The sequence below is a fragment of the Streptomyces sp. NPDC102437 genome, assembly GCF_044765565.1.
Taxonomy (GTDB): Bacteria; Actinomycetota; Actinomycetes; order Streptomycetales; family Streptomycetaceae; genus Streptomyces.
In genome coordinates this window covers 1-19,910 of record NZ_JBIWKI010000071.1, presented here as the reverse complement: position 1 = coordinate 19,910, position 19,910 = coordinate 1, and the positions used below count along the sequence as shown (strand labels likewise).

Sequence of the window (19,910 nt, the reverse complement as noted above, 5' to 3'; positions counted from 1 at the left end):
CGGTCAGGCCCCCACCCTCCGGATACCTCATCCCACCGGCATACCGCAGGGATCATGAACCGTCACTCCCCGACGACAACACGAAAACCTCAGTAACCGGACCCGGGTCATCTGACAGTGCCGACCCGTCCCGTACGTTGTCGGGGCTGCTCTCACCGTCGCGCGCGTTTCCGCACTTCGGCTGCCCCCAGCTTCACCGGCCAACTGCGACTGACCGGCGGTGAGGTCCTTTCACCCTCACTCGATTTCATAGCGCCTTGTGGCGCACCGCGGGATGTCGCACAGAACGCACAGTGCCCGCCCCCATAAGCGGGGGGGCGGGCACTGAGTGTTTGAGTGTCAGACGGTCGGCGAGGCGGAAAAGCTATAAGACTTCAACCCGGCGCCGTCGTCCTTCCAGTCGATCTGTAGGACGCTGTCACCGAGGTACCGGTAGCCGCTCGCGGGCTTGTGCTTCACCGTCGGGCTCGTGTACGACGTGTTGCCCCAGCCGTCGAGGTTGTTCATCTTGCTGTACAGGCCGGTTCCGTACGAGTACCGGACCACGGGGTCCGTCCCGGACACGCTCTTCTTGGTCTGGATCAGGCCGCGGGTGTCGCTGTTGACGACGTTGTAGCCGGAGAATCCGGGCGGGCCGTCCACGTTGACCGTAAACTTGGTGTAGATGTAGCCACCCTCCCGCTTGGCGCAGGTCGTCACCTTGAAGTCGAAGTCGTCCCAGGTGGCGGTGCTTCCGGGGTGGTCGATGGTCTTGCTCGACGTCGTGCAGCGGTAGCTGGCGGCCGACGCGGCGCCGGTGCCGAGGACCGTGACTCCCGTAACCAGTGCCACCGTAGCAGCACCAGCAGTCAGGGCGCGCGCTATTCTCATGGATCCCCTTAAGGTCGTGTTCGGCAGGATCATCACGCGCAGTGCGGTGCGCAGGGAACTCTCGGGCCCAAGGCGGCATGGCGTCAGGACTGCTGTGACTCAGTAAAAGCGAGACACATCACGAGCACGGTGACCACCCTTGTGAGCCTCGCTATGCGCAGCGCTCGACTATCCGATCGCCCCCAGATGCAATGATCGGTGGGGCCACCCTATGCAGGCCCTCTTTGTAGTTCGCAACCGGGTTACGGGCAGTCGCGAGATGACGATGCCGATCCGGGGCTGCGTATCGCGCACAACACCAGGACGCGCTCCTGCGTTATCAGGTCCCAGGCCGCTCTACGGGGCCGTCTCCGTCCTCAAGCTCTCCTCGCTGATGCCCGAGGACCTGGCGCTGCCCGTCGCCGCGACCACTGCGGCCGCCGAACGTGAACCGCATGTGGACGGCCGTACAGGGCGTGCCCGAGGAACTGCTTCCCACCGGGTGAGGGACCTCCCTGGTGGTGACCGGGCGCGTCTGACGCACCGGTGCCCCCGACCAAGGGCTGGTCGGGGGCACCGTGCTGGGCGGCTATCGCTCCGGTAGTTGTCAAGTCAAATGAGACGTTCGCGGTGCTATGAACCTTGTGGTTCGGGTTCTCTGCGTTTGGCCGGGTCTTTGATCCAGACCTGGCCGGGTATCTCGGGTGGCTTCGGTCGGCGGGCGAAGCGTTCGGGGTGGCGCTCGTATGCCTCGGCGAGAGCGAAGGCCCGCTGGTCGCGGACTTCCTCTGCGGTGCCGAAGTGGACGGAGGCGGGGGTGTGCAGGCCGATCCCGGAGTGTCTGTGGTCGTGGTTGTAGTAGGTGACGAAGGCGTCCGTCCACTCGCGGGCATGGGTCAGCGAAGGTCAGGGAGGGCTCCGCCGTCGAGCGGTGCGCATGGTCGCCGAGGTGCGCGACGACTACCCGAACGAGACGGCTGCCCTGCAGGCGGTCACCGACAAGCTCGGCATCGGCTCCCGCGAGACACTGCGGCGTGGGTCCGGCGTTCCGGTCCGCCGCGATAGCCGATTGGTGATTTCCCTCTCTGTCAGCACTGGGTCCGCTGTGCGGTCCGGGGTTTGGCCAGAGCCACGAGGGCTGCTCCCAGCACCGCGCCGAGCACCGGAGCGAGTAGGTAGATCCACAGGTGGGTGGTGTCCTGGGCCAGGAGCGCCGGGCCGAACTGTCGTGCCGGGTTGGCCGATCCGCCGCTGAGGGGACCCAGCATCGCGATGATGACCGCGGTGGCGAGGCCCACCGCGCAGGGGAGCAGTCTGCGGCCGGCCGGGTGTGCCAGGAGCACGGAGAGCATCATGGTCAGCAGGACGAGGACTCCGGTCTCCGCTGTGAGGATCGCGGTGGCGTTCCATGCCGGGTCGGCGTGGACGGTCGCGTAGCCGACGGGGACGCGGGAGACTGCCGGTCCCCAGGCAAGTCTGCCGAGCGCAGTTCCCGCGACGGAGCCGGCCAGTTGGGCCGTGACGTAGGGGACGACGGCGCGGGCCGGGAAGGCGCCGAGCCGCCACAGCGCGATGGTGACGGCGGGGTTGAGGTGTCCGCCGGACCGTCGGCCGGGTGGGGACGTCATGAACACCATGAGAAGTACCCCGATGGTGATGCCAAGGATGGCGAGGGCGTAGTGGATGTCATGGATGGAGATCGGTGAGTCGGGTGCGATAAGCCAGCGCACGCCGGTGACGACGAAGAACAGCAGAATGCCGGTGAGGCCGAATTCGCAGGCTGCGCGACGCAGGATGCCGGATTCTGCGGTGGTGGGCGGGTTGGCCTGCGCCGGCGCGGCCGGAGTTGTGGTTGTCATGAACGTGGTCCTCGAGAATCGCTGTTCGCCGGGCCGCGCCGAGGAGAGGCCGGGGCGCGGGGTTCCCCTTGGCGGCGGGGATCCCCTGATCGCCAGGGGATCCCCGCCTGCGTGCGGAAGGAGCTCACGCCTGGGCGTGCGCGCCTTCCAGCCAATTGGTGAACTCGCAGGCGAAGTGCCACTGATGTCCGACGAAGACGTGCTCAGGGGTGTTGGCCGGGAACTGGATGGTCAGACGGATGCGCAAGCCGTCGGGGCTGTCGCCGAACTCATGCATGACGCGGGCGATCTCCGTGCCGTCACCGAGGCGTCCGGTGCCACCGATGCGTACGGGGTACTCCTCATGGCCCTCGTCCGCGATTTCGACGCCGTCGTGGAAGGTGAGGAAGAACCGGAGGGGGCCGGATCCTATGGTCTCGATGATCTCGACCACTCCGCCGCTGGAGTCGGCGAGGTAGTGCTCGGGGTTGGCGGACAGCAGCGCGGACCGGTCACCGCCCGCGAGCCGGCCCTGCCACCAGGTGAGGAACCGGTCAGCGTCGATCCCGGCGACCGTCATTTCGGTGACGGCCGACCGCCAGGCTCCTCCGGCCCCGTTCGGAAGCGGTGCCATCACCGCGTCTGACGCAGCGAGATCGGGGGCGATGAGTTCCCGCATCCGCTCATCCCCGATCCGCTGCTTCAGCAGGGTGAGCGCCGCCCGTGAACGGTCCAGTTCCCACTGCCGAACGGCATCGTCCCCGTACTCGACACCGTCGATGACAGTGCGGACATTCAGCGCGCCAGTGTTCATGGCGAAGCCCCTTCCAAGGGAAACGGAGAGATTTTCTCCGACTACGGCACGCTAGCATAGACGGAGAGAAATTCTCCGCTTCATTGATGGAAGGTGGATCTCATGCGGGCGGACGCCGAACGCAGCAGACGACGGATCCTGGATGCCGCCCGCGACGTGTTCCTGGAGCGGGGCCTGGACGCCCCGCTGGACCTGATCGTGCGCCGGGCGGGTGTGGGGCCGGCCACGCTCTACCGTCGCTACGCCGACCGCGAGGCACTCGTGCGTGACCTCACCGGTGACCTGCTCTCACGCCTTGAGGCCGCGGCCCACCAGGCGGCACGGGAGGAGGGTGACGCGTACGACGCGGTGCGGCGCTTCGTCCACGCGGCAGCCGACCTCCGGATGGGCGCGGTGATCCCGGTGTTGCTCGAACGGCTCGTTGTCGACCAGGAGTTGATCGAAAGTCGAACCCGCACATCGGGGGCGCTCGACGACCTGATCCGCGCGGCGCACGAATCCGGCCGGCTGCGCCCCGAGGTGGGGGCGGGGGACCTGATCCTCCTGTCGATCCGCCTGTCCCGCCCCCTGCCCGGCGGTCTCTCCCGGCTCGACGCGGACGGCACGCTGCTGCACCACCATCTCGACCTTGCCCTCGACGGCCTGACCACGCAGGCCGCACCGGCTCCCTCCCCTGCCCCGGGCGAACCGCTCACCTTCGCCGACCTCGTCGCCGCCGCCGACCGCCCGAACACGACCGACTGAGCCCGCCGGCACGGTGTTGTTCGGGGAGGGCGGCTTCGTGTCGGACCAGCCGGGCGAGCGCCGGCCTTTCCCGTGGCAGGTCGCCCTTCCCGTAGCGTTGTTGACACGGCTGATGGGTGGGTGTCCGCCCAGTGCGGTGTGGCAGCGGTGGTGGTTGTAGGTGTGGGGGAAGTCTGCCAGGGCTTCGGTGCGCTCGGTGTTGGAGGTGTAGGGCCGTAGGTAGGCCCATTCGTCGAGCAGGGTGCGGTTGAAGCGTTCGACCTTGCCGTTGGTCTGTGGCCGGTAGGCCCGGGTGAGCTTGCCGGCCGCGCCAAGTTCGGTGAGGGCGGCCTTCCAGGCCAGGCCCTTGCGGTAGGCCCAGGCGTTGTCGGTCAGGACCCGTTCGATGCGGGTGATGCCATGGCCGTGGAAGAACGCGGCCGCGCGGGTCAGGAAGCCCGCGCAGGTAGCGGCCTTCTCGTCGGGGTGAATCTCGCTGTAGGCGAGGCGGGAGTGGTCGTCGACGGCGGAGTGGACGTAGTCGAAGCCCATGGCGGAGCGGGTGGCCCGGCCGGCCTGGCGGCCCAGGGGCCTTGTGGCCGCCGCCGTCGGGCTCCGTGCTCAGGCCGCGGCAGGCAGACCGGCGACGCCGGTGACCCGATCCCGGATGGCAAAGCATGGTCATCTCGGCTCGCTAGCCGGGAACTGTCATCAGGTGGCGGTGGGGTCGGAAGTGGGGTGAGATGCCGCTGCACGCGGACAGGAACTGCTGGGCTCCGCCGACGCTACGGAAGCCCTTCATGGCGCGTTCGCGTTGCCGGGTGGGCTGCTGGGAGTTCTCGGCCCGGTTGTTCAGGCCCTTGTGGGAACGGTGCTCGACCGAGGGCATGACCTCGCGGTGGGCCGCGCGGTAGGAACGGAACGTGTCGGTGACAACCACCCCGGGGCCCACCGTCCCAGGCTCGTCTGTCGGTGATCGGGTCGGATCGGGTGATCTTCGCGACGGGCCTTTGCACGACATGGCAGCGGTCCTGCGGCGGCATGTGGTACGGGTTACGAGCCGGTCGACGCTATGGCTGTTGCCGTGCCGTGCTGTGAGCGCCGTGTTTTCTCTCCGACCTTGTTGGGCTGAATGGTTCGTGGGTCGACGGCTTCGCCTGGCGCTCCCTGGCGGTAGACGCCATCGGGGTCGGAGTCCCGGTCGTGAGGCAGGAGGAAGAACACGCGGCGCCGGTAGAGCCCGCTGTCCGGGTCGGCTTCGGCCGTGGCGTCGAGTTCGATGTATCCGATCATGCGCCCGTCGCGGGCGTAGCGGGGTTTGCTGCGTCGGCGGGGGGTTTTGTCGAGGGCCTGGCGGACGTAGTCGAGGTGTTTGATGTCTTCGAGCCACACCACGTGGGCTTCGTGGGCGAGGTCGCCGTCGGTCAGTAGCGAGCTCATGGCCTCGGCCTCTCATTTGTCCACGTGCACCGGTCGCTGTGGTGCCTGGGTTGCGTTTCGTTGTTCGGTTGCGGGGGCCGGGCTGCCGTTGGAGCGTGCTGCTGTGGCCGGAGGACCGCTGCTCCATCGTAGGCGGGGCCGGGTTTGGGGTGTAGGGGGTGTTGCCGGGCGTGGGTGGGCTGCGGGGTGGGGGTGTTGTTCATTGTTCGGCTGCCAGGGCGAGGTTGGGGTAGAACTTTCGGCCGTTGGACTTGATCATGTCTGCGGGTGAGGCGAGGCCGACTTCTTGGCGGACTCGGGTGGCGAAGGTGCGTGTGGTGGCGGGGCGGATGCCTTCGCTGGTGGCGCACCAGGTGCTGTAGGAGGTGTAGAGCAGTCCTTGTTCAACGCGGAGTTCTGGCTTTTCGGGGTCATGGATGCAGCACTCGGTGAGGAATCGCCCGATGTGGTCTTCGGTGTTGGCGTAGGCGGTGGTGGCGATGCGGACCCGGTCGGGGCCGGCGAGGGTGTCCCGGGTGGTGAGGTAGCGGCGGGCGCCTTCGGTGAGCCAGTGCAGGATGCCGGGGCCTTCGTCGGCGACGAGTTCGACGGCGAGGTTGTCGATCTTCCGTTCGTCGGGGACGATCCGCTCGAAGGGGAGCAGGCGGATGCGGCGCCAGAATGCGAAGCCGCCGGTGGAAACCTCGGGGCGGTGGTTGCCGAGCAGCCAGAGGTGGTGGGTGGGGGTGAAGGAGAAGTAGTCCTGGCGCATGCGGCGGGCTTTGATCTTGTCTCCGCCGGTCAGGAGGCGGACCCGGGCTTCGTCGAAGCGGTCGCTCGGTTTGAGTTCGCTGCAGACGATAAGGCGGCGGCCGTGGAGTTCGGTGAGCTCGGTGGAGTGTTCGGAGAATGCTCCTCGGTCCATGAGGAAGCCGGGCGGAGCGGCATCGGCGTAGTCGCCGAGGATCTGAATCATCACGTCCAGGAGGACGGATTTGCCGTTCTTGCCCTGTCCGTGGAGGAAGGGAAGGACTTGGGCTCCGACGTCGCCGGTGATGGAGTAACCGAGCAGCAGGTGCAGGAAGTCGATCATTTCCTGGCCCTCGGCGTCGTCTCCGAAGGTATCGGCCAGGAAACGGTGCCACCGGGGGGTGGGCATGTTCTGAGGGGCGACGCTGGTGGCTCGCGAGTGGAAATCGCGGGTGGGGTCTGGCTTTCGGAGCCGGCTGGTCTTGAGGTCGACCACGCCCTGCGGGGTGCACAGGGCGTAGGGATCGCCGTCGAGAGTGTCCGGGTCGACGGAGAGATCCGGGGAAGCTTTGGCCTGGGTCAGCAGGGCTTTCATGCCGGTGGTCGACAGGGTGCGCTTCTTGTGGAGATGCAGCTCCCGGTCGCTGAAGACGCCCCGGTGGTCGGTGTCCGGCATCTCCTCGGCCATCTCTCCCGCCGCCCACAGCGCCGCCTTCTCGCCGCCGGACCTTTTCCACCGGTAGCCGTCCCAGCAGTACCAGCCCAGGCCTTCCACGTGGCGGAACTGGTCACGGTAGAGACGGACGAACAGCTTCGCGTTGCCGCGGTCGGTGAGCGTGCCGGGCATCTGCCCCGGTGAGGTCCATGCTCCTGACGCCATGGATGTGACCGGGGCTGCCTGCGACGGCAGGGCAAGGGCGGGCTTTTGGGCTTCGAGGTCAAGCATCTGCTGAGCGGCGGCAGTTGCGTCGAAGCGCGTGCTCTCGGCGCTCATGAACGTCCTTTGAGGTGGAGCGGTCGGGCGGCCCCGGCTGCGAGACCGTCGTGGATGATCTTCTCGTTGCGGCACATCTGCCAGGGACGGGACTTGTCTGCGGCAGCGGTGAGGAGTTCCCGGACGGTGAGTTCCTCGATGTGCCCTGCGGCGGCCAGGCCGCCGGCGGTGAACGCGGCCCGGTTGAGTTTCTCGGTGAAGCCGGCCCCTTGCGCTGTTGCCGCGCACTGGATGACCTCGGCGATGAGCCGGTCCAAGAGTCTGTGCGCCGACTTCGGGCGCGGTGTCTGCCGTGCCCCGGGGATATGGGGGGACGGCTGGGCTTTCGGCACTGGCGGGGACAGGACGTGTCCTGTGCGAGTCAGCTCCATAGCCAGCCAGGACGGCAGCGGAGCGGGTCTGCGGGCGGCGCCCAGGGCTTCGTAGCTGCCCTGGGAAGTCCTGGTCGTCGGAGCGACGATGTATCCGCCTTCTGCCCGTACGTCGACCTGCCAGGCGAGCGCGACCTTGGGGCTGGAGCCGGCCGAGGAACGGTATCGGATAGCGGGAGTGGGGTTGCGGTACCAAACGTGGAGGCCGCCCGACGGGGTACGCACGCGCAAGGTGGTCTCGTCTTCTGCAGGGTTGGGCTGCTGGCGGAACGCGGCGAGCAGCGCCATCGTGTCGAATCCGGATGCCAGGCCGGCGAGGTTGACCGATTCGTGGATCGAGATGCCCGGAAGGAGACGGCTGCGGTCGGGGACCGGGGCGGAGTGGGCGTCGATGTCGATGACAACCAGGTCGGCCGGTCCGCAGGCCACGCCCACACCTGACCGGGGCCTGTCGGTCCACCACTTCTCGATGTGGTGACGGTCGGTGGTTCCTGCGTGGAAGCCGTGGCAGGGGCGCCCGGCCGGGAGACAGGGGCAGGTTCGGGGATCGTGGTGCCGGTCCCTGCAGTCCTGACAGTTCCCGGCTGGGGTCTTGCGGCCGGGGGCCAAGGGATGGACGGGCCAGCCGTTGTCCGCACACCAGCGGGCCAGGGCAAGCGACGGCACAGACCTGGCAGGGGGAGCTTCAAAGCTCGTCTCACCGTGGCGCCGCACTCGGTCTTCCTTGTCGGTCCGGTCGTAAAGGGTTTCAGTCCCTACTAAAAACCGCTGGTCACAGGGCTTTCAACTTGTTCAGCAGGGACCGAAGGGACTGTCTTTCGGGATGAGTGTAGGCGTGTACCCCTCGCCAGTCCCGTCGGCTCCCCCGCGTGCCGCTATCTGATTTTCAGTCCCTTGAGTCCCTTCAAGCTCTTCCAGGCCAGCAGAAGTACCCAAGAAAGAGATAGTAAGTACCGTTTTAGACAATGCGTTTCAGGGACTGTTCATGCGTTGCCGCATCCCGCTCCCGGCCCCGACAGGGTGGCAACTTCAGTCGGATGCGGGGGTCCCTCCAGCAAAAGGGACCCCCGGGACAGGGCCAAAAATCCGGGGAGAAGCACTCGGTCCCTCCTTTCAGTCCCTACCCATTCCCCCAGGTCAGCGCTGGTTCCCACAGCCCGTCAGGGACTAAAGGGACTCAAATCTCTAATTATGAGCCAGCCTGTGATGGGAGAGGTTGGACTCATACGCCCGCGTACGCGCAGGCACGTAACGGCGTTATAACTAAGATTTTGAGTCCCTTCAGTCCCTGGCGCGGGTCTCACATGCACCTTGACCTGGTCTTTTCTCCAGGGACTGAAGGGCAGGGACTGAAGGCGATCCGGGTAGCCATAGGAGGCAGTCGCGGTGCCCGCGCCGGCGCGCAGGAACGCGGACGGCTTCCGGTGGTCCCTCATCAGCCGCTTGAAGGCAGCCAGCCCGTCCAGGAGCCCGGGCGGGCATCCCCGAAGCCGGCCCGCCCCCGGGAGGCTGGGTCGCAGTAGTGCCACCGGCGCGGATGTGAACCGCTGGTGGCAGTCGTTCCTCCGCAGATTCGACCTGGAGCGCACCTTCAGGCTCCTGAAGCAGACGCTCGGCTGGACCGCCCCGAAGATCCGCCACGCCGACAGCGCCGACCTGTGGACCTGGCTCATCATCGTCGCCCACGCCCAACTCCGCCTTGCCCGGCCGCTGGCCGAGGACCTCCGCCGCCCCTGGGAGCGGCCCGCCGAGCCCCGCCGCCTCACCCCTGCCCGGGTGCGGCGGGGGTTTCGCAACATCCGCCCGACTACCGCGAGGCTGTCGCACGGTTCCCGCCGGGTGAAGGTCAAGAGCGGTTCTTGGGCATGTGACTGATGAGCTTGTTGAGGTTGTGCACCGTCCCGAGGAGCTTGATTTCGGCGTCGACCGCCTGGCGGCCGCGGTAGTTGAGGTGCCGTCCGAATCGTTGGAAGAGCTGGGCGAATCCCGGCTCGACCAGGGCACTTCGTTGACGGTATTGGGCCCGTCCTGTCGGGGTGGCCAGGCGGGCTGCCATGTCCTGTTGGCCGGCAGGGGCCTGCTGGCGTTTCGCGGGGAAGCCGGCCTGGTCGGCGTCGCTGGTGACCGAGACCAACAGCGGGAGGTCCGCGAGGGCCTCGAAGGCGGCGGCGGAGGCGTACCCACTGTCGGCGAGCCAGAGTTCGATGTCGCCGGGGAGTTCTGCGGTCTGGTGATTCTGCTGTGTCTTTTTCACCATTGGGAGGAGGGCCGTTCGGTCCGAGGGATTGTCGTGCGCTTCGATGGCCAGCAGGAATTGCCGGCGGGCGCACGTGATCTGGATGTTGTATCCCTGCAGGTAGCCGCCACGTTTGCCGGGAATCAGCCGGGAGTCGGGGTCGCTCAGGCAGGCGCGGGACCCCGGAGAGGGGACCGGCCGGGGTGTGCGGGCCCGCTCCAGCCAGGCCCGCATCCTCGTCAGTCGCTCGCGCTGGCGGATGAGGACAGTCTTGCGCTCCATCGGGACTGGCGGTCGGCCGTTGGCTCCGCGGCGTCCTGCCGCACGGTCTTCTCGCGCCCGGAGCCCGTACTTGTTCAGCTTCTCCTGGTGAGCTGCGGTCTCGGCAGCCAGGCGCTTCTCCGCGCGGGCCACCATCCGCTCGGCGGCCTCGACCTTGATCCGGATCTCGGTGGGTGAAGGCAGGGCCCGTTCGTGCAGTCTGTCCCTGGCAAGGCGGGCCCGGGCGAGCCGGTCGCACAAGCGGGACAGGCGAGGCCAGTTGTCGCACGTGCTCTCGTTGTCGTCCTGGAGCACCGTCCCGTCAGCCTCGACGTTCAGAGCGTGGTCGACAACGTCTTCCATCAGAGCGTTGATCTCCCTCTCGCACCGGGAGACGGTCTCCTGCAGGCGTTGGAGCCGCTGGTTGGCGTCCCGCGAGGCGTTCGCTGCCATCGGTGAGCCGTCCACGGCCACCGCCGAAAGATCGACCAGTCCGCGTCGGCCGCACAGTGCCAGGACCTGCACGAACAGCGAGTTCAAGGCGGCACGATGGCGCCGAACGAACCGCGCGACGGTGGAGTGGTCCACTCGGCGGTTCCCGGTGAGGATCCGGCAGCCCACATCGTCCCAACACGCCTGCTCGATGCGGCGGGAGGAGCGTATTCCCTTGCTGTAGCAGTACAGGAGCAATGCCACCAGGCTCGCGGGAGGGTAGGCCGCCCCGCCTCGTCCGTCGTCTCGGTAGCTGTTCTCGAACGCCGACAGGTCGAGCAGCTCGACCACGTCGAGCACCTTCCAGCACAGGTGCTCGGGTGGCAGCCAGTTCCGCACATCCCGCGGCATCTCAAGATCACGTTCACGGTCGCACGACAAGAAGTTCCGTTCCATCAGCCAAGGCTCCGATGCCTCCTCGGCCCTCGGAACCGAACAGCGAATCGCTCTTGACCTTCACCCGGCGGGAACCGTGCGACAGCCTCCCGTCGCCCAGCGGCCGCACCGAAACCGTCCAAGCCAGGCCCGGGACGGCCTCCCGGCTCGAGGAACAAGCAGCGGGCCACACGTCACGACGTCGGAAAGACGGTCAAACGCGCCGAATCGATCAAGGAACACCGAGCCCGACGAGGATAAATTCCAAGCTGACGCGGTGCGAATGAACCGCAACCGGGATCAGGGCTGCCGGGGACGGGGTGGAGGGCGACGCCGATGCGGAAGCCTCGGGGGCCTGATCTCGGCGCTATCCGAGCACGCCGAGGGAGGTGTCCGGCCGGCAGTGCACGCAGGCCCGGATTCCGTCGGCGAGCAGGGCGCGGGCCTGGTCGCGGTCGATGACCTGGCGCCGCTTGCCTGCGGCGTGGCAGTGGCCGGCGTGCACCTCGGTCGGGGGACTGCCCTGGCCCATGCCGAGCTCCACGATCCAGTCCGGGGTGGGCGGCCGCCGTTCCTGCCCCTGCCGCCCTTCGAGCTCCTGCTGCTCGGCTGCTGCGATGGCTGCGCGGACGTGCCCGATCCAGATGGTTACTGTAGCTGCCGCTCCATTCTGTGGAATCTGGATTGTCAACTCAGCACTCGTCGGTTGCCACCCATGCACCGCGCGAGAACGGGGCTGGGACACCGGTCCGCGGCTCGGCCCAGCGGCAGGCTGCCCGTCATGGTGATGACACCCCGGCGCAGACCCCGGGTGGCGCGGTGAGACTCTCGGATTGTCGTACCCGACAGGTTCAATGGAGCCGGCGAGACGACCGACAAGGAGCAGCGCGCATGGAGCCAATCTTCTTCTCAAGTCCTGAGGAGTTCCGGGACTGGCTGGAGGAGCACCACGCGACTGCCTCCGAATGCCGGGTGGGCATGTGGAAGAAGGGAACGGGCAAGCCCACCCTGAGCTGGTCGGAGGCGGTCGACCAGGCCCTGTGCTACGGCTGGATCGACGGCCGGCAGAGCCCGATCGACGACTTCTCCTGGTCGATCCGGTTCACCCCGCGCAGGCCGCGCAGCAACTGGAGCCAGGTCAACCTCCGCAAGATCGAGGAGCTGACCGCGCAGGGGCTCATGCGGCCGGCCGGCATCGCGGTGTTCGAAGCCCGTGACCGGGAGTGCGAGGAGAAGCCGGTCTGGGAGTTCGAGGCGGCGCAGCTGGCTCGCTTCCAAGCCGAGCCGCAGGCGTGGGAGTGGTTCAGTGGGCAGGCGCCGTCCTACCGCAAGTCGGCTATCCACCATGTGATCAGTGCCAAGCGGGACGAGACTCGGGAGCGGCGGTTGGACCAGCTGATCGCCGACAGCCTGGAGGGGGTGCGGCTCAAGCCGTTCCGGCGGCCTGGAACCTGAGGGGCCGCTCGAACAGGCCGAGCGCGATCGCGTAGCCGTCCGGCGCGGGACCTGCCGCTCCAGGAACCCGTCGGGCTTGCCCTTTCGGCGCCCAAGCACACGGTCGGCGATCGACACCGCCGCCCACGAGGCGCCAGCCGCCACCACAGCCTGCACCGCCCGCCGCGACCTCGGCCCCGGAAGCTCGCCGAGCGCGTGGCGATGCTGGCCCGGCACGAGACGGCCCACCCGCGGCGAGCCAGGCCGGCGTACCCGCCGACTCGTGACCGGGCGTCTGCCGGAACGGGCAAACCCACGCTATTGAGCGGAACTGTTCTCGAAGCCCTGCCTCGTCCGCTTCAAGACGGGTGAAGGTCTCCGCTGGTGCGCGGCCGACCGTATCGTTCGACGAGGGCGTTGCCGATCGAGGCCAGGCGGTCTCGGACACTCGGAGGGCCGGTCACCTCGACCCATTCGACCAGCCCGGAGAGCTCGCCGGCGAGGATGTACTCGTTGGGGCCGCGGATCACGACCTCGATGCGGCCGTCGGTCGTGGAACCTTCCACGTCGAGCCGGTCGCCGAGCGCCATCCGTAGGATGCCTATCCCGTCGGGTGTGCATACCGCCTGGACCTCCAGCGGCGTTCGTTTGCGATCGACCTCTTTGGCGATCTCGTTCCAGCTCTCGGCAAGGTCGAAGTCCCCGGGGCGGTGCACAGGGTCGCCGGTCGGGTCGGCGGACGACACACGGTCGATCCGGAAGACCCGTCGGCCGGTCTCGGTGTTGGAGACGAGGTACCACACAGGACCTTTGGCGACGATGCCCAGCGGGTGGACGGTTCTCCGGGTTTCGACGCCTTTGCTGTCGACGTAGCCGAGCGACACCTGGACGCCGCGGATCACCGTGTCCTGGAGTTCGTCGAGGAAGCGAGGCGGCCGGTGCTCGATCCGGCTCGCCCCCCATCGCTGCGGGTCTACGACCAGCGACGCCGCCGCTGCCTCGGCCTGAACCTGGAAGGGCTTCGGTAGAGCATGGACGAGCTTGCGCAGAGCTGCCTTCATCGCCGGCGTCGCATCCGAGGCCGGACCGACAGCCAGGAACAAGGCGCGTGCCTCACTGGCGGTCAACCCGGACAGGTCGGTACGAGCGCCGCCCACGAGGCGCCAGCCGCCGCCTCGGCCCTGCACGGAGTACACGGGCACCCCGGCCATGGCCAGGGCGTCGAGGTCACGGCGGGCGGTGCGCTCGGAGACGTCCAGCTCTCGGGAGACCTCCGCGGCTGTCACCTGCTCGCGCCGTTGGAGCAAGAGGAGTATGGCCACCAGCCGATCGGATCGCATACTGACAAAACTCTCATAAAAACCGGTCATGACGTGACCGGTTTGGGGAGCAAGCTGGCGACATGACCTCATCGAGGAGGTCGACCGCCAGCGAACGCCCCCAGAGAGAGGAAATGCAGTGTTCAATCAAGCAGAATTTCCCGAGCCCACCCTCATCCAGGTCAACGGTGTGGAGCTCGAAGTCTTCGAGGCAGGCCGGGAAAACAAGGGCAAGCCCATCGTGCTCTGCCACGGCTGGCCGGAGCACGCCTTCTCCTGGCGTCACCAGATGCCCGTCCTCGCAGCGGCTGGCTACCACGTCATCGCACCGAACCAGCGGGGATATGGCAACTCATCCCGCCCGACCGAGGTGACGGATTACGACATCGAACACCTGACGGGTGACCTCGTCGCGCTCCTGGACCACTATGGCTACGAGGACGCCACCTTCGTCGGCCATGACTGGGGTGCGTTCGTCGTCTGGGGACTGACCCTGTTGCACCCCGACCGGGTGAACAAGCTGATCAACCTGAGCCTGCCTTACCAGGAGCGCGGAGAAACGCCGTGGATCGAGGTCATGGAAACCTTCCTCGGCGGCGACTTCTACTTCGTCCACTTCAACCGGCAGCCGGGCGTCGCGGACGCCGCATTTGATGCCAACACCTCCCAGTTCCTCCGCAACCTCTACCGGAAGAACGTGCCCCCCGCACCCCCTGAACCGGGCATGGCATTTATCAACCTCGCCGAGGCGGAAACACCACTCGGTGAGCCCATCATGAGCGACAGCGACCTGGCCGTCTACGTCTCCGCGTTCGAGACGTCTGGATTCACGGGCGGCATCAACTGGTACAGGAACCTCGACCGCAACTGGCACCAGCTGGCGGACGCGGACCCGATCATCAAGCAGCCCACCCTCATGATTTACGGCGACCAGGACTTCGCGATCCCGAGGTTCGAAAGACTGGCAGAGTTCGTGCCCAACGTGGAAGTGGTCGGCCTGGACTGCGGGCACTGGATCCAGGAGGAAATGCCAGAAGAAACCAACCAGGTGATTTCGGAATGGCTGGAACGGCAGGGCTAGTGTCCTGTGATCCGGTTCGTATCACCTGAAGGCCGAGTTCTCGCATCACACCGATGACAAATGGGCTCGCGAAATCAACTCTCGCCGGTTGTTTTGGGTGCCCAGCCGACCGGTGACCTCCCGTGGTCTCCGGCGGCGTATCGGCTCCAGGTGCCGCCGGTCTCGTTGCGGAGGCGACTGGTGGTCTTGTCGTGGTAGCCGAGAGCGTCCGCAACGACAGGTGCGGGCAGTTCGAGGAGTTGCTGTCGGATGGCGGCGCCGCGGGCGGCGGCGATCGGGATTCCGACCTCGTTCAGGAGCGCGGACAGGTGGTTGGGGCCGAGCGGCTGGCCGGTCCGGCGGCCGGGGAAGAGCCAGCGGGACGTCGGGTTGGTCGCGGTGTTCATGTTGCCGCGGTTCGTGAGGTGCTCCAGCAGCAGGGCGGCGACCGGCGCCGGGACGTGCGAGGGTGGCTCACCGAGTCGTAGCAGCACTGCGTCGCCGTTGCGGATGACGTCGTCAAGGGTGAGCCGGACGACGCGGCTCAGCGGCTGTGCGTAGAGAAGAACAATGACTGCGGCGACGCGGAGTCGCATCGGTATCTCCGTGTCGATCAGAAGTCTGCCCAGGGCGGCGAGGCGTTCGTCTTCGCTCAGTGCGGGCCGGCGGGAGATCTTCATTGTGGGGATGGTCAAGGAACGTCGGCAGTGACGGCTCTGCATGGCCCAGTTGAGGAAGCCTCTCAGCCGGGTGCGGGCGTGCTCGGCGTGCTCGGCGAACCAGGCGTCGATGTCGACCTGGCCGCACGACGCGAGGGTGGTGTTCCGCTCGCCGCGCCATTGCAGGAAGGCGGTCGCGTACTTGATCTGTTCGCTGGCGAAGCGACGGATGCTGGGTGTGATGTGGCTCCGCTCGGCCCGGGCCCGTAGTCCGGGGAGGACGTGCCAGGTCGCGAAGAGCTTGATCGTCTTGGTGTGCTCGGGTTCGGCGATGTCGGCGAGATGGCCGGGGAGCCAGCGCTGGAAAGAACAGATGTGCTTGTCGACCGCGGGCAGGACTCCGCAGGCCATGAGGAGTTCTTCCAGGTGGGAGGCTGCCCGCCAGGGCTGGAGTTCGTGGAACGCATCATGGGTCAGCGGAATCTCGCCCAGGCCGAGTCGACGAAGCAGCTGCGAGGCGTTTCCCAGCTGCCCGCGACGCATGTCCAGCCAGGCCAGTCCGCTTCCGGGCTTGTCCATCGTCACCAGCAGGTCCAACAGCGGTACCAGCGGGGGACGGACGCGGCCCGTGCCGTCGTCGAGGAGTGCGGTGAGCCGGTCGGTGAGCGTGCAGCGTTCGCAGAGCCGACCGCGCAGGAGCTTGCCCTCGAAGCCGCAGCGTGAGCAGTCGAAGGTCTGGGAGAAGCCGGCGCAGGTGGTGCAGATCGCGGCCCCATCACCAGGACGGAGCCCAGGAAGGACCCGGTCCTCGCCGCATCCCGGGCAGATCCCCCGTGTCCGGACAGCTCGGTCCGAACAGGTCCGGCAGACGTATCCGTCCGGCCAGGTGCCGGCCTTGTGCCTGCGGAGACCGCATCGGCAGCAATCGGCCATGAACCAGCGCTCGTACTGTTCGTCGGTGGCGTAGGGGCGGGTCATGCGTCGGGCAGGATGCGGGCCGCGCGGGGGCGGAGCTTCGCGATGTTCGAAGGCGGGGTAGGAAGGTCGCCGGTAGCGGTCTTGCGGACGCCGGCGTTCTCGGCGGTGGTGTCCACCAGGTCGGCCGGGGTGCAGGACAGGATGTCGCAGAGCGCGGCCATGACCTGCAACGACAGGCGTTCAGGGGTGCCGGAGACCAGACGGTGCACCTGGGAGGCGGAGAGGTCGATGCCGCGTTCGCGCAACAGCGGCACCAGTTCGGTGGCCGTGAAGATCTGGTGCTGGGCCATGACCTCGCGCAGTCGCCAGGTGTAGCCGACCTTGCGTTTCATGCTTGCCTCCCGTTCTGGGTCTGGAGGGCGGCGGCGATGGTGGAGTCCAGATGCCGCCGCACTGCATGTACGCGAAGCGGGCAGCTCCCCTGAAGTGACGTGTGCCGAAGGGGTACAAACGCAAGCCGCCCCGGGCGGGAGACCCGGGGCGGCTGACAGGCGCTCAGAGAGGTGTACAGGGTGCTCTGGGCGGCGAAGCCGATGGTGGTGACGTACTCGTACTGGCCTCCCTGCGGCCGTTCGGCGCGCCCTTCTCCGGGGCAGGTGTGGTCTCCAGGCGGTCCAGGCGTTCGTAGAGGGCGCGGACGAGGCGGGCGCGGTTCTGGGTGCAGCGGGCGGTGCCTTTCAGTTTCGCGGCTAGCCGGCCTTCCGCTTCGGCCAGGACGATCTCGGCGAGTGCCCGGGGGCCGCTGTTCTTGGGGAGTTGGTCGGCGCGGTGGCGGACGTCGGCGGCGATGGCGCGGGCGTGGCCGGTGAGCTGGAGTGCGATCTGCTCGTAGTCGCGGGTCGTGAGCGTGTCTTCGCCGGTCCAGGCGAGGGCGGCTTTGACGAGGCTCTCGTACGGTTCACGGTCGAGGGGGAGCCCGGCTTCGATCAGTCCTTCGGGGTCGTGGAGGACCGTGTGTGTGCTGGGGTGCATGGCGGGCCTCGCTGCCGGGGGTGTCTCGCGTGGGTGGCCGGCGGTCACCGCAGGGTGTCCTTGCCGTCGTCGGCCCTTTCGTCCTGGTTTTCGGTCCGCTGGGCGAGGAACCGTGAGTAGCCGCGGTCCGCGCGGGCCAGCAGGGCCGGGGAAGGAACGCCATAGGCGGGCGAGATGAGCATGCGGCCCTCCGGGGCGGGGCGGTGATGTCGGTGTGTGCGTGCACGCGGCCCCGCCTCTCCGGCTGATGGTCCGTCGGTGCTTCGACGCTACGCAGCTACAGGCCGCGCCTTCAACCAAGTTGCGAGTTATTGCGGAGGTTCACTCCAGGGCGTCGATCGCGGCCCGGATCAGGGCGCGGGCTGAGTCGCCGTACACGGCCATCTCCGCGAGGCCCGTGAACGCCTTCGCGTAGTCGGCGAGCTCGCGCGGCTGGGTCACCTTGATCTCCGCTGTCAGCGTCTCCACCACGGCCATGGTGTCGTCGTGGACGTAGAACGCCTCCAGCGGCCACACGGTGCGCCGTGCGGTGAACGGGATGATCCCCAGCGAGACCGAGGCGAGCGGCATCACGGCCAGGAGGTGGCGGAGCTGCCCGCGCATGGCCTCGGGGTCGGCCGTTTGGTAGCGCAGGACGGATTCTTCCATGAGGACGACGTAGCGGTGTCCGCCCTCGTAGAGGAACCGGGAGCGGGCGATGCGGGCGGCGACCGCTTCGGTGATGTCGTTGGGGGTGCCTTGGAAGGCGGTGATCAGTTCCATGAGGGCGGTGGCGAAGCCGGGGGTCTGGAAGAAGCCCGGCGGGACGTTGGAGACGTAGACCCGGCAGATTCGGGTCTGCTCATGCAGGGTGTTCCAGTCCTGCTGGACCTTGCGCATGCCGTTGCGGTGCAGGCGGCGCCATTCCAGGTACATGGAGTCGACCGCGCGGGCGGTGGCGATGAGGTCGTCGGCCTGGTCGTCGGCGCCGCACGCCGAACACCAGGTGCGGATGTCGGTGTCCGAGGGCGGGGCGTCGCCCTTCTGGATCCTGGTCGTCTTCGCCGGGTGCCAGCCGCACCGGGCGGAGAGTTCCTTCCCGGTGAGGCCGGCGTCCTTGCGCAGGTGCTGCAACCGCACGGCGAGCGCCTCGCGGGCGGCCTGCGCGCTGGAGGAGGGAGAGGCGGTCATGGTCGCGGGCAGTCCAGGGGCTCAGACGGTGAACTTCTGGTGGGGAACACCGCGTTCCCAGACGGTCTCGAACGCGGTGGAGCACAGCGCGGCCGCGGTGGGGTCGTCGGTGCGTTCCTTCCCGTCCGTTGCCCAGTCGCCGGTGCCGGTGAAGTGGTGGAACTGCACGACGCGGCCGTCCAGGAGCCAGAAGTCGTTGCCGGGCAGCGGGATGTCGCTCGCATGGCGGCGGGGCAGCCAGCGCACGTCCTCTCCAGCCTGGAGGTTGAGCGGGGTGATGGCGTGCTCGTAGCGGATGTAGTCGGTGACCGGCTCGGAGACGATTCGCGCGCGGCGCATCACCACGCCGCGGGCGACTGCCTCCTGAACGAGCGGCATCCACTGAGGCCAGAACGAACGGGCCGGATCAAGGTTCGGGACGCCGGTGCGCAGGAAGTCCTCGAAGTCGTCCCTCTCGTCGCCCACCGCGTAGACGTCGCGCATCTCCAGATGGACGGCGCTGTGGTGGGTGGTCGCGAGGAGATCAGCGAACGTCGCGCTGTCCAGCAGCTCGTTCCGCCGCATCGCACGCCTCCCTCACGATCGACACCATGTGGGCCGGAATCCGGATCACCCGCTCGTGCGGGGGGATCCCGACCTTGTGGCCGGGCACCCACTGGGTGGAGCCCACCTCGGTCTTGAGGAGTGCGTCGGCCTCCTCACCCTGGAAGATCAGATCCGAGCTCTCCTCTTCCACCCACACCGTCGGCGATCCCTCGCCTCCAGTGTTCGGGTCGATCCCGACGAACCGTAACGTCATCGCGTACTCCCGTGTCGAGTCGGTTGCGCTCAGTTGCGCAACGACCGTCCCGCGCACCGGCACCCTCGGTCAAGGCCGCGACTCCCAGCTCTCCTTCGTCAGGGCTGCCGGCCGAACCAGCCGCGGCCCCGGTCCGGCTCCTGGCCGTCCTCCGACTCTGGCGGCGCGGCGGCCTGGAGGCGGACGGCTTCGGCGGCTTCGGCGCGGGCGACGTCGTCGGCGTGGCAGGTGCCGCGCACGGACACGTCACCAGCGCTCCAGGCACCCTGTGCGCGGTGGTTTCCCCCAGCTGGTCGGTGAATCTAAGCCTTGATCCACCGATGTGACGGCCGTGGATGGCTCTTCGGGAAACGAGGAAGTGCCTTGTGACCTGCGATGATGGGAGTTCTTGAGGCTT

Annotated in this window: 21 protein-coding genes and 4 pseudogenes; 5 read left to right on the top strand and 20 right to left on the bottom strand. The window is 67.7% G+C overall.

Annotation, left to right across the window (positions count from 1 at the left end; translation table 11 throughout):
* Positions 1-339: 339 nt before the first annotated feature.
* The 4 genes from ACIRJP_RS39475 to ACIRJP_RS39460 all read right to left on the bottom strand — a co-directional run bounded on the left by ACIRJP_RS39475 (position 340) and on the right by ACIRJP_RS39460 (position 3,501).
* The gene (locus tag ACIRJP_RS39475; protein WP_404185564.1) at positions 340-870 is read right to left on the bottom strand and encodes a hypothetical protein; all 531 of its coding nucleotides are present in this window, start codon (positions 868-870) and stop codon (positions 340-342) included.
* A 612-nt stretch (positions 871-1,482) separates the two neighbouring features.
* On the bottom strand, positions 1,483-1,749 hold the full coding sequence (locus tag ACIRJP_RS39470) for a hypothetical protein (protein WP_404185569.1): 267 nt from the start codon (positions 1,747-1,749) through the stop codon (positions 1,483-1,485).
* Between the two features lie 188 nt (positions 1,750-1,937).
* Positions 1,938-2,708, bottom strand: coding sequence for an MIP/aquaporin family protein (locus ACIRJP_RS39465; protein ID WP_404185561.1), 771 nt, complete (start codon positions 2,706-2,708; stop codon positions 1,938-1,940).
* A gap of 124 nt (positions 2,709-2,832) precedes the next feature.
* Positions 2,833-3,501: a hypothetical protein gene (locus tag ACIRJP_RS39460; RefSeq protein ID WP_404185558.1), complete on the bottom strand. Its 669-nt coding sequence runs from the start codon at positions 3,499-3,501 to the stop codon at positions 2,833-2,835.
* 102 nt (positions 3,502-3,603) lie between these two features.
* On the opposite strand from ACIRJP_RS39460, the gene ACIRJP_RS39455 reads away from it, so the two are divergent.
* Positions 3,604-4,245 carry a TetR/AcrR family transcriptional regulator gene (locus ACIRJP_RS39455; protein WP_404185555.1) on the top strand — a complete coding sequence of 214 codons (642 nt, stop codon included), beginning with the start codon at positions 3,604-3,606 and terminating at the stop codon, positions 4,243-4,245.
* Between the two features lie 84 nt (positions 4,246-4,329).
* On the opposite strand, the pseudogene ACIRJP_RS39450 reads toward ACIRJP_RS39455, so the two are convergent.
* The 5 genes and pseudogenes from ACIRJP_RS39450 to ACIRJP_RS39430 form a co-directional block, all read right to left on the bottom strand.
* Positions 4,330-4,837 (bottom strand): annotated as a pseudogene (locus tag ACIRJP_RS39450) (integrase core domain-containing protein); the annotation flags it as partial.
* 81 nt (positions 4,838-4,918) lie between these two features.
* A pseudogene (locus tag ACIRJP_RS39445) lies at positions 4,919-5,170 on the bottom strand (DDE-type integrase/transposase/recombinase); the annotation flags it as partial.
* Positions 5,171-5,277: 107 nt separating this feature from the next.
* The gene (locus ACIRJP_RS39440; protein ID WP_404185552.1) at positions 5,278-5,664 is read right to left on the bottom strand and encodes a DUF6009 family protein; all 387 of its coding nucleotides are present in this window, start codon (positions 5,662-5,664) and stop codon (positions 5,278-5,280) included.
* 199 nt (positions 5,665-5,863) lie between these two features.
* Positions 5,864-7,387 (bottom strand): phage/plasmid primase, P4 family, encoded by a 1,524-nt coding sequence (locus ACIRJP_RS39435; protein WP_404185549.1) that lies wholly within the window; start codon positions 7,385-7,387, stop codon positions 5,864-5,866.
* Positions 7,384-8,409, bottom strand: a complete 1,026-nt coding sequence (locus tag ACIRJP_RS39430) for a bifunctional DNA primase/polymerase (RefSeq protein WP_404185567.1) — start codon at positions 8,407-8,409, stop codon at positions 7,384-7,386. Before ACIRJP_RS39430 ends, ACIRJP_RS39435 begins: the two co-directional genes overlap by 4 nt.
* A gap of 867 nt (positions 8,410-9,276) precedes the next feature.
* Here ACIRJP_RS39430 and ACIRJP_RS39425 point away from each other — a divergent pair.
* Positions 9,277-9,564: pseudogene (locus tag ACIRJP_RS39425) on the top strand (transposase); the annotation flags it as partial.
* A gap of 40 nt (positions 9,565-9,604) precedes the next feature.
* Here the strand turns inward: ACIRJP_RS39425 and ACIRJP_RS39420 are convergent.
* Entirely contained in the window at positions 9,605-11,143 is a 1,539-nt protein-coding gene (locus ACIRJP_RS39420) for a transposase (RefSeq protein ID WP_404185546.1), read from the bottom strand.
* 96 nt (positions 11,144-11,239) lie between these two features.
* Here ACIRJP_RS39420 and ACIRJP_RS39415 point away from each other — a divergent pair.
* Positions 11,240-11,383: pseudogene (locus ACIRJP_RS39415) on the top strand (transposase); the annotation flags it as partial.
* 106 nt (positions 11,384-11,489) lie between these two features.
* On the opposite strand, the gene ACIRJP_RS39410 reads toward ACIRJP_RS39415, so the two are convergent.
* The gene (locus tag ACIRJP_RS39410) at positions 11,490-11,813 is read right to left on the bottom strand and encodes a DUF6233 domain-containing protein (RefSeq protein WP_404185543.1); all 324 of its coding nucleotides are present in this window, start codon (positions 11,811-11,813) and stop codon (positions 11,490-11,492) included.
* 200 nt (positions 11,814-12,013) lie between these two features.
* Here ACIRJP_RS39410 and ACIRJP_RS39405 point away from each other — a divergent pair, with 200 nt between their 5' ends.
* A complete protein-coding gene (locus ACIRJP_RS39405; RefSeq protein WP_404185540.1) occupies positions 12,014-12,577 on the top strand; it encodes a YdeI family protein in 564 nt (187 codons plus the stop codon).
* A 338-nt stretch (positions 12,578-12,915) separates the two neighbouring features.
* Here ACIRJP_RS39405 and ACIRJP_RS39400 read toward each other — a convergent pair whose 3' ends face one another.
* Positions 12,916-13,896 carry a helix-turn-helix transcriptional regulator gene (locus tag ACIRJP_RS39400; RefSeq protein ID WP_404185537.1) on the bottom strand — a complete coding sequence of 327 codons (981 nt, stop codon included), beginning with the start codon at positions 13,894-13,896 and terminating at the stop codon, positions 12,916-12,918.
* Between the two features lie 118 nt (positions 13,897-14,014).
* Between ACIRJP_RS39400 and ACIRJP_RS39395 the strand changes: the two genes are divergently transcribed.
* The gene (locus ACIRJP_RS39395; protein WP_404185535.1) at positions 14,015-14,956 is read left to right on the top strand and encodes an alpha/beta fold hydrolase; all 942 of its coding nucleotides are present in this window, start codon (positions 14,015-14,017) and stop codon (positions 14,954-14,956) included.
* 74 nt (positions 14,957-15,030) lie between these two features.
* On the opposite strand, the gene ACIRJP_RS39390 is transcribed toward ACIRJP_RS39395, so the two are convergent.
* The 8 genes from ACIRJP_RS39390 to ACIRJP_RS39355 all read right to left on the bottom strand — a co-directional run bounded on the left by ACIRJP_RS39390 (position 15,031) and on the right by ACIRJP_RS39355 (position 19,758).
* A complete protein-coding gene (locus ACIRJP_RS39390; RefSeq protein ID WP_404185532.1) occupies positions 15,031-16,572 on the bottom strand; it encodes a hypothetical protein in 1,542 nt (513 codons plus the stop codon).
* Positions 16,569-16,904 (bottom strand): helix-turn-helix domain-containing protein, encoded by a 336-nt coding sequence (locus tag ACIRJP_RS39385; protein ID WP_404185529.1) that lies wholly within the window; start codon positions 16,902-16,904, stop codon positions 16,569-16,571. Before ACIRJP_RS39385 ends, ACIRJP_RS39390 begins: the two co-directional genes overlap by 4 nt.
* A 163-nt stretch (positions 16,905-17,067) precedes the next feature.
* Positions 17,068-17,544 carry a DUF6415 family natural product biosynthesis protein gene (locus ACIRJP_RS39380; protein WP_404185526.1) on the bottom strand — a complete coding sequence of 159 codons (477 nt, stop codon included), beginning with the start codon at positions 17,542-17,544 and terminating at the stop codon, positions 17,068-17,070.
* 44 nt (positions 17,545-17,588) lie between these two features.
* A complete protein-coding gene (locus ACIRJP_RS39375; RefSeq protein WP_404185523.1) occupies positions 17,589-17,726 on the bottom strand; it encodes a hypothetical protein in 138 nt (45 codons plus the stop codon).
* A 139-nt stretch (positions 17,727-17,865) separates the two neighbouring features.
* Positions 17,866-18,714: a helix-turn-helix domain-containing protein gene (locus ACIRJP_RS39370; protein ID WP_404185520.1), complete on the bottom strand. Its 849-nt coding sequence runs from the start codon at positions 18,712-18,714 to the stop codon at positions 17,866-17,868.
* A 21-nt stretch (positions 18,715-18,735) separates the two neighbouring features.
* On the bottom strand, positions 18,736-19,278 hold the full coding sequence (locus ACIRJP_RS39365) for a DUF6879 family protein (protein WP_404185517.1): 543 nt from the start codon (positions 19,276-19,278) through the stop codon (positions 18,736-18,738).
* Complete coding sequence (locus tag ACIRJP_RS39360; protein ID WP_404185514.1) at positions 19,238-19,513, bottom strand: hypothetical protein; 276 nt, start codon at positions 19,511-19,513, stop codon at positions 19,238-19,240. Before ACIRJP_RS39360 ends, ACIRJP_RS39365 begins: the two co-directional genes overlap by 41 nt.
* Before the next feature lie 98 nt (positions 19,514-19,611).
* Positions 19,612-19,758, bottom strand: a complete 147-nt coding sequence (locus ACIRJP_RS39355; protein WP_404185511.1) for a hypothetical protein — start codon at positions 19,756-19,758, stop codon at positions 19,612-19,614.
* Between the last annotated feature and the right edge of the window lie 152 nt (positions 19,759-19,910).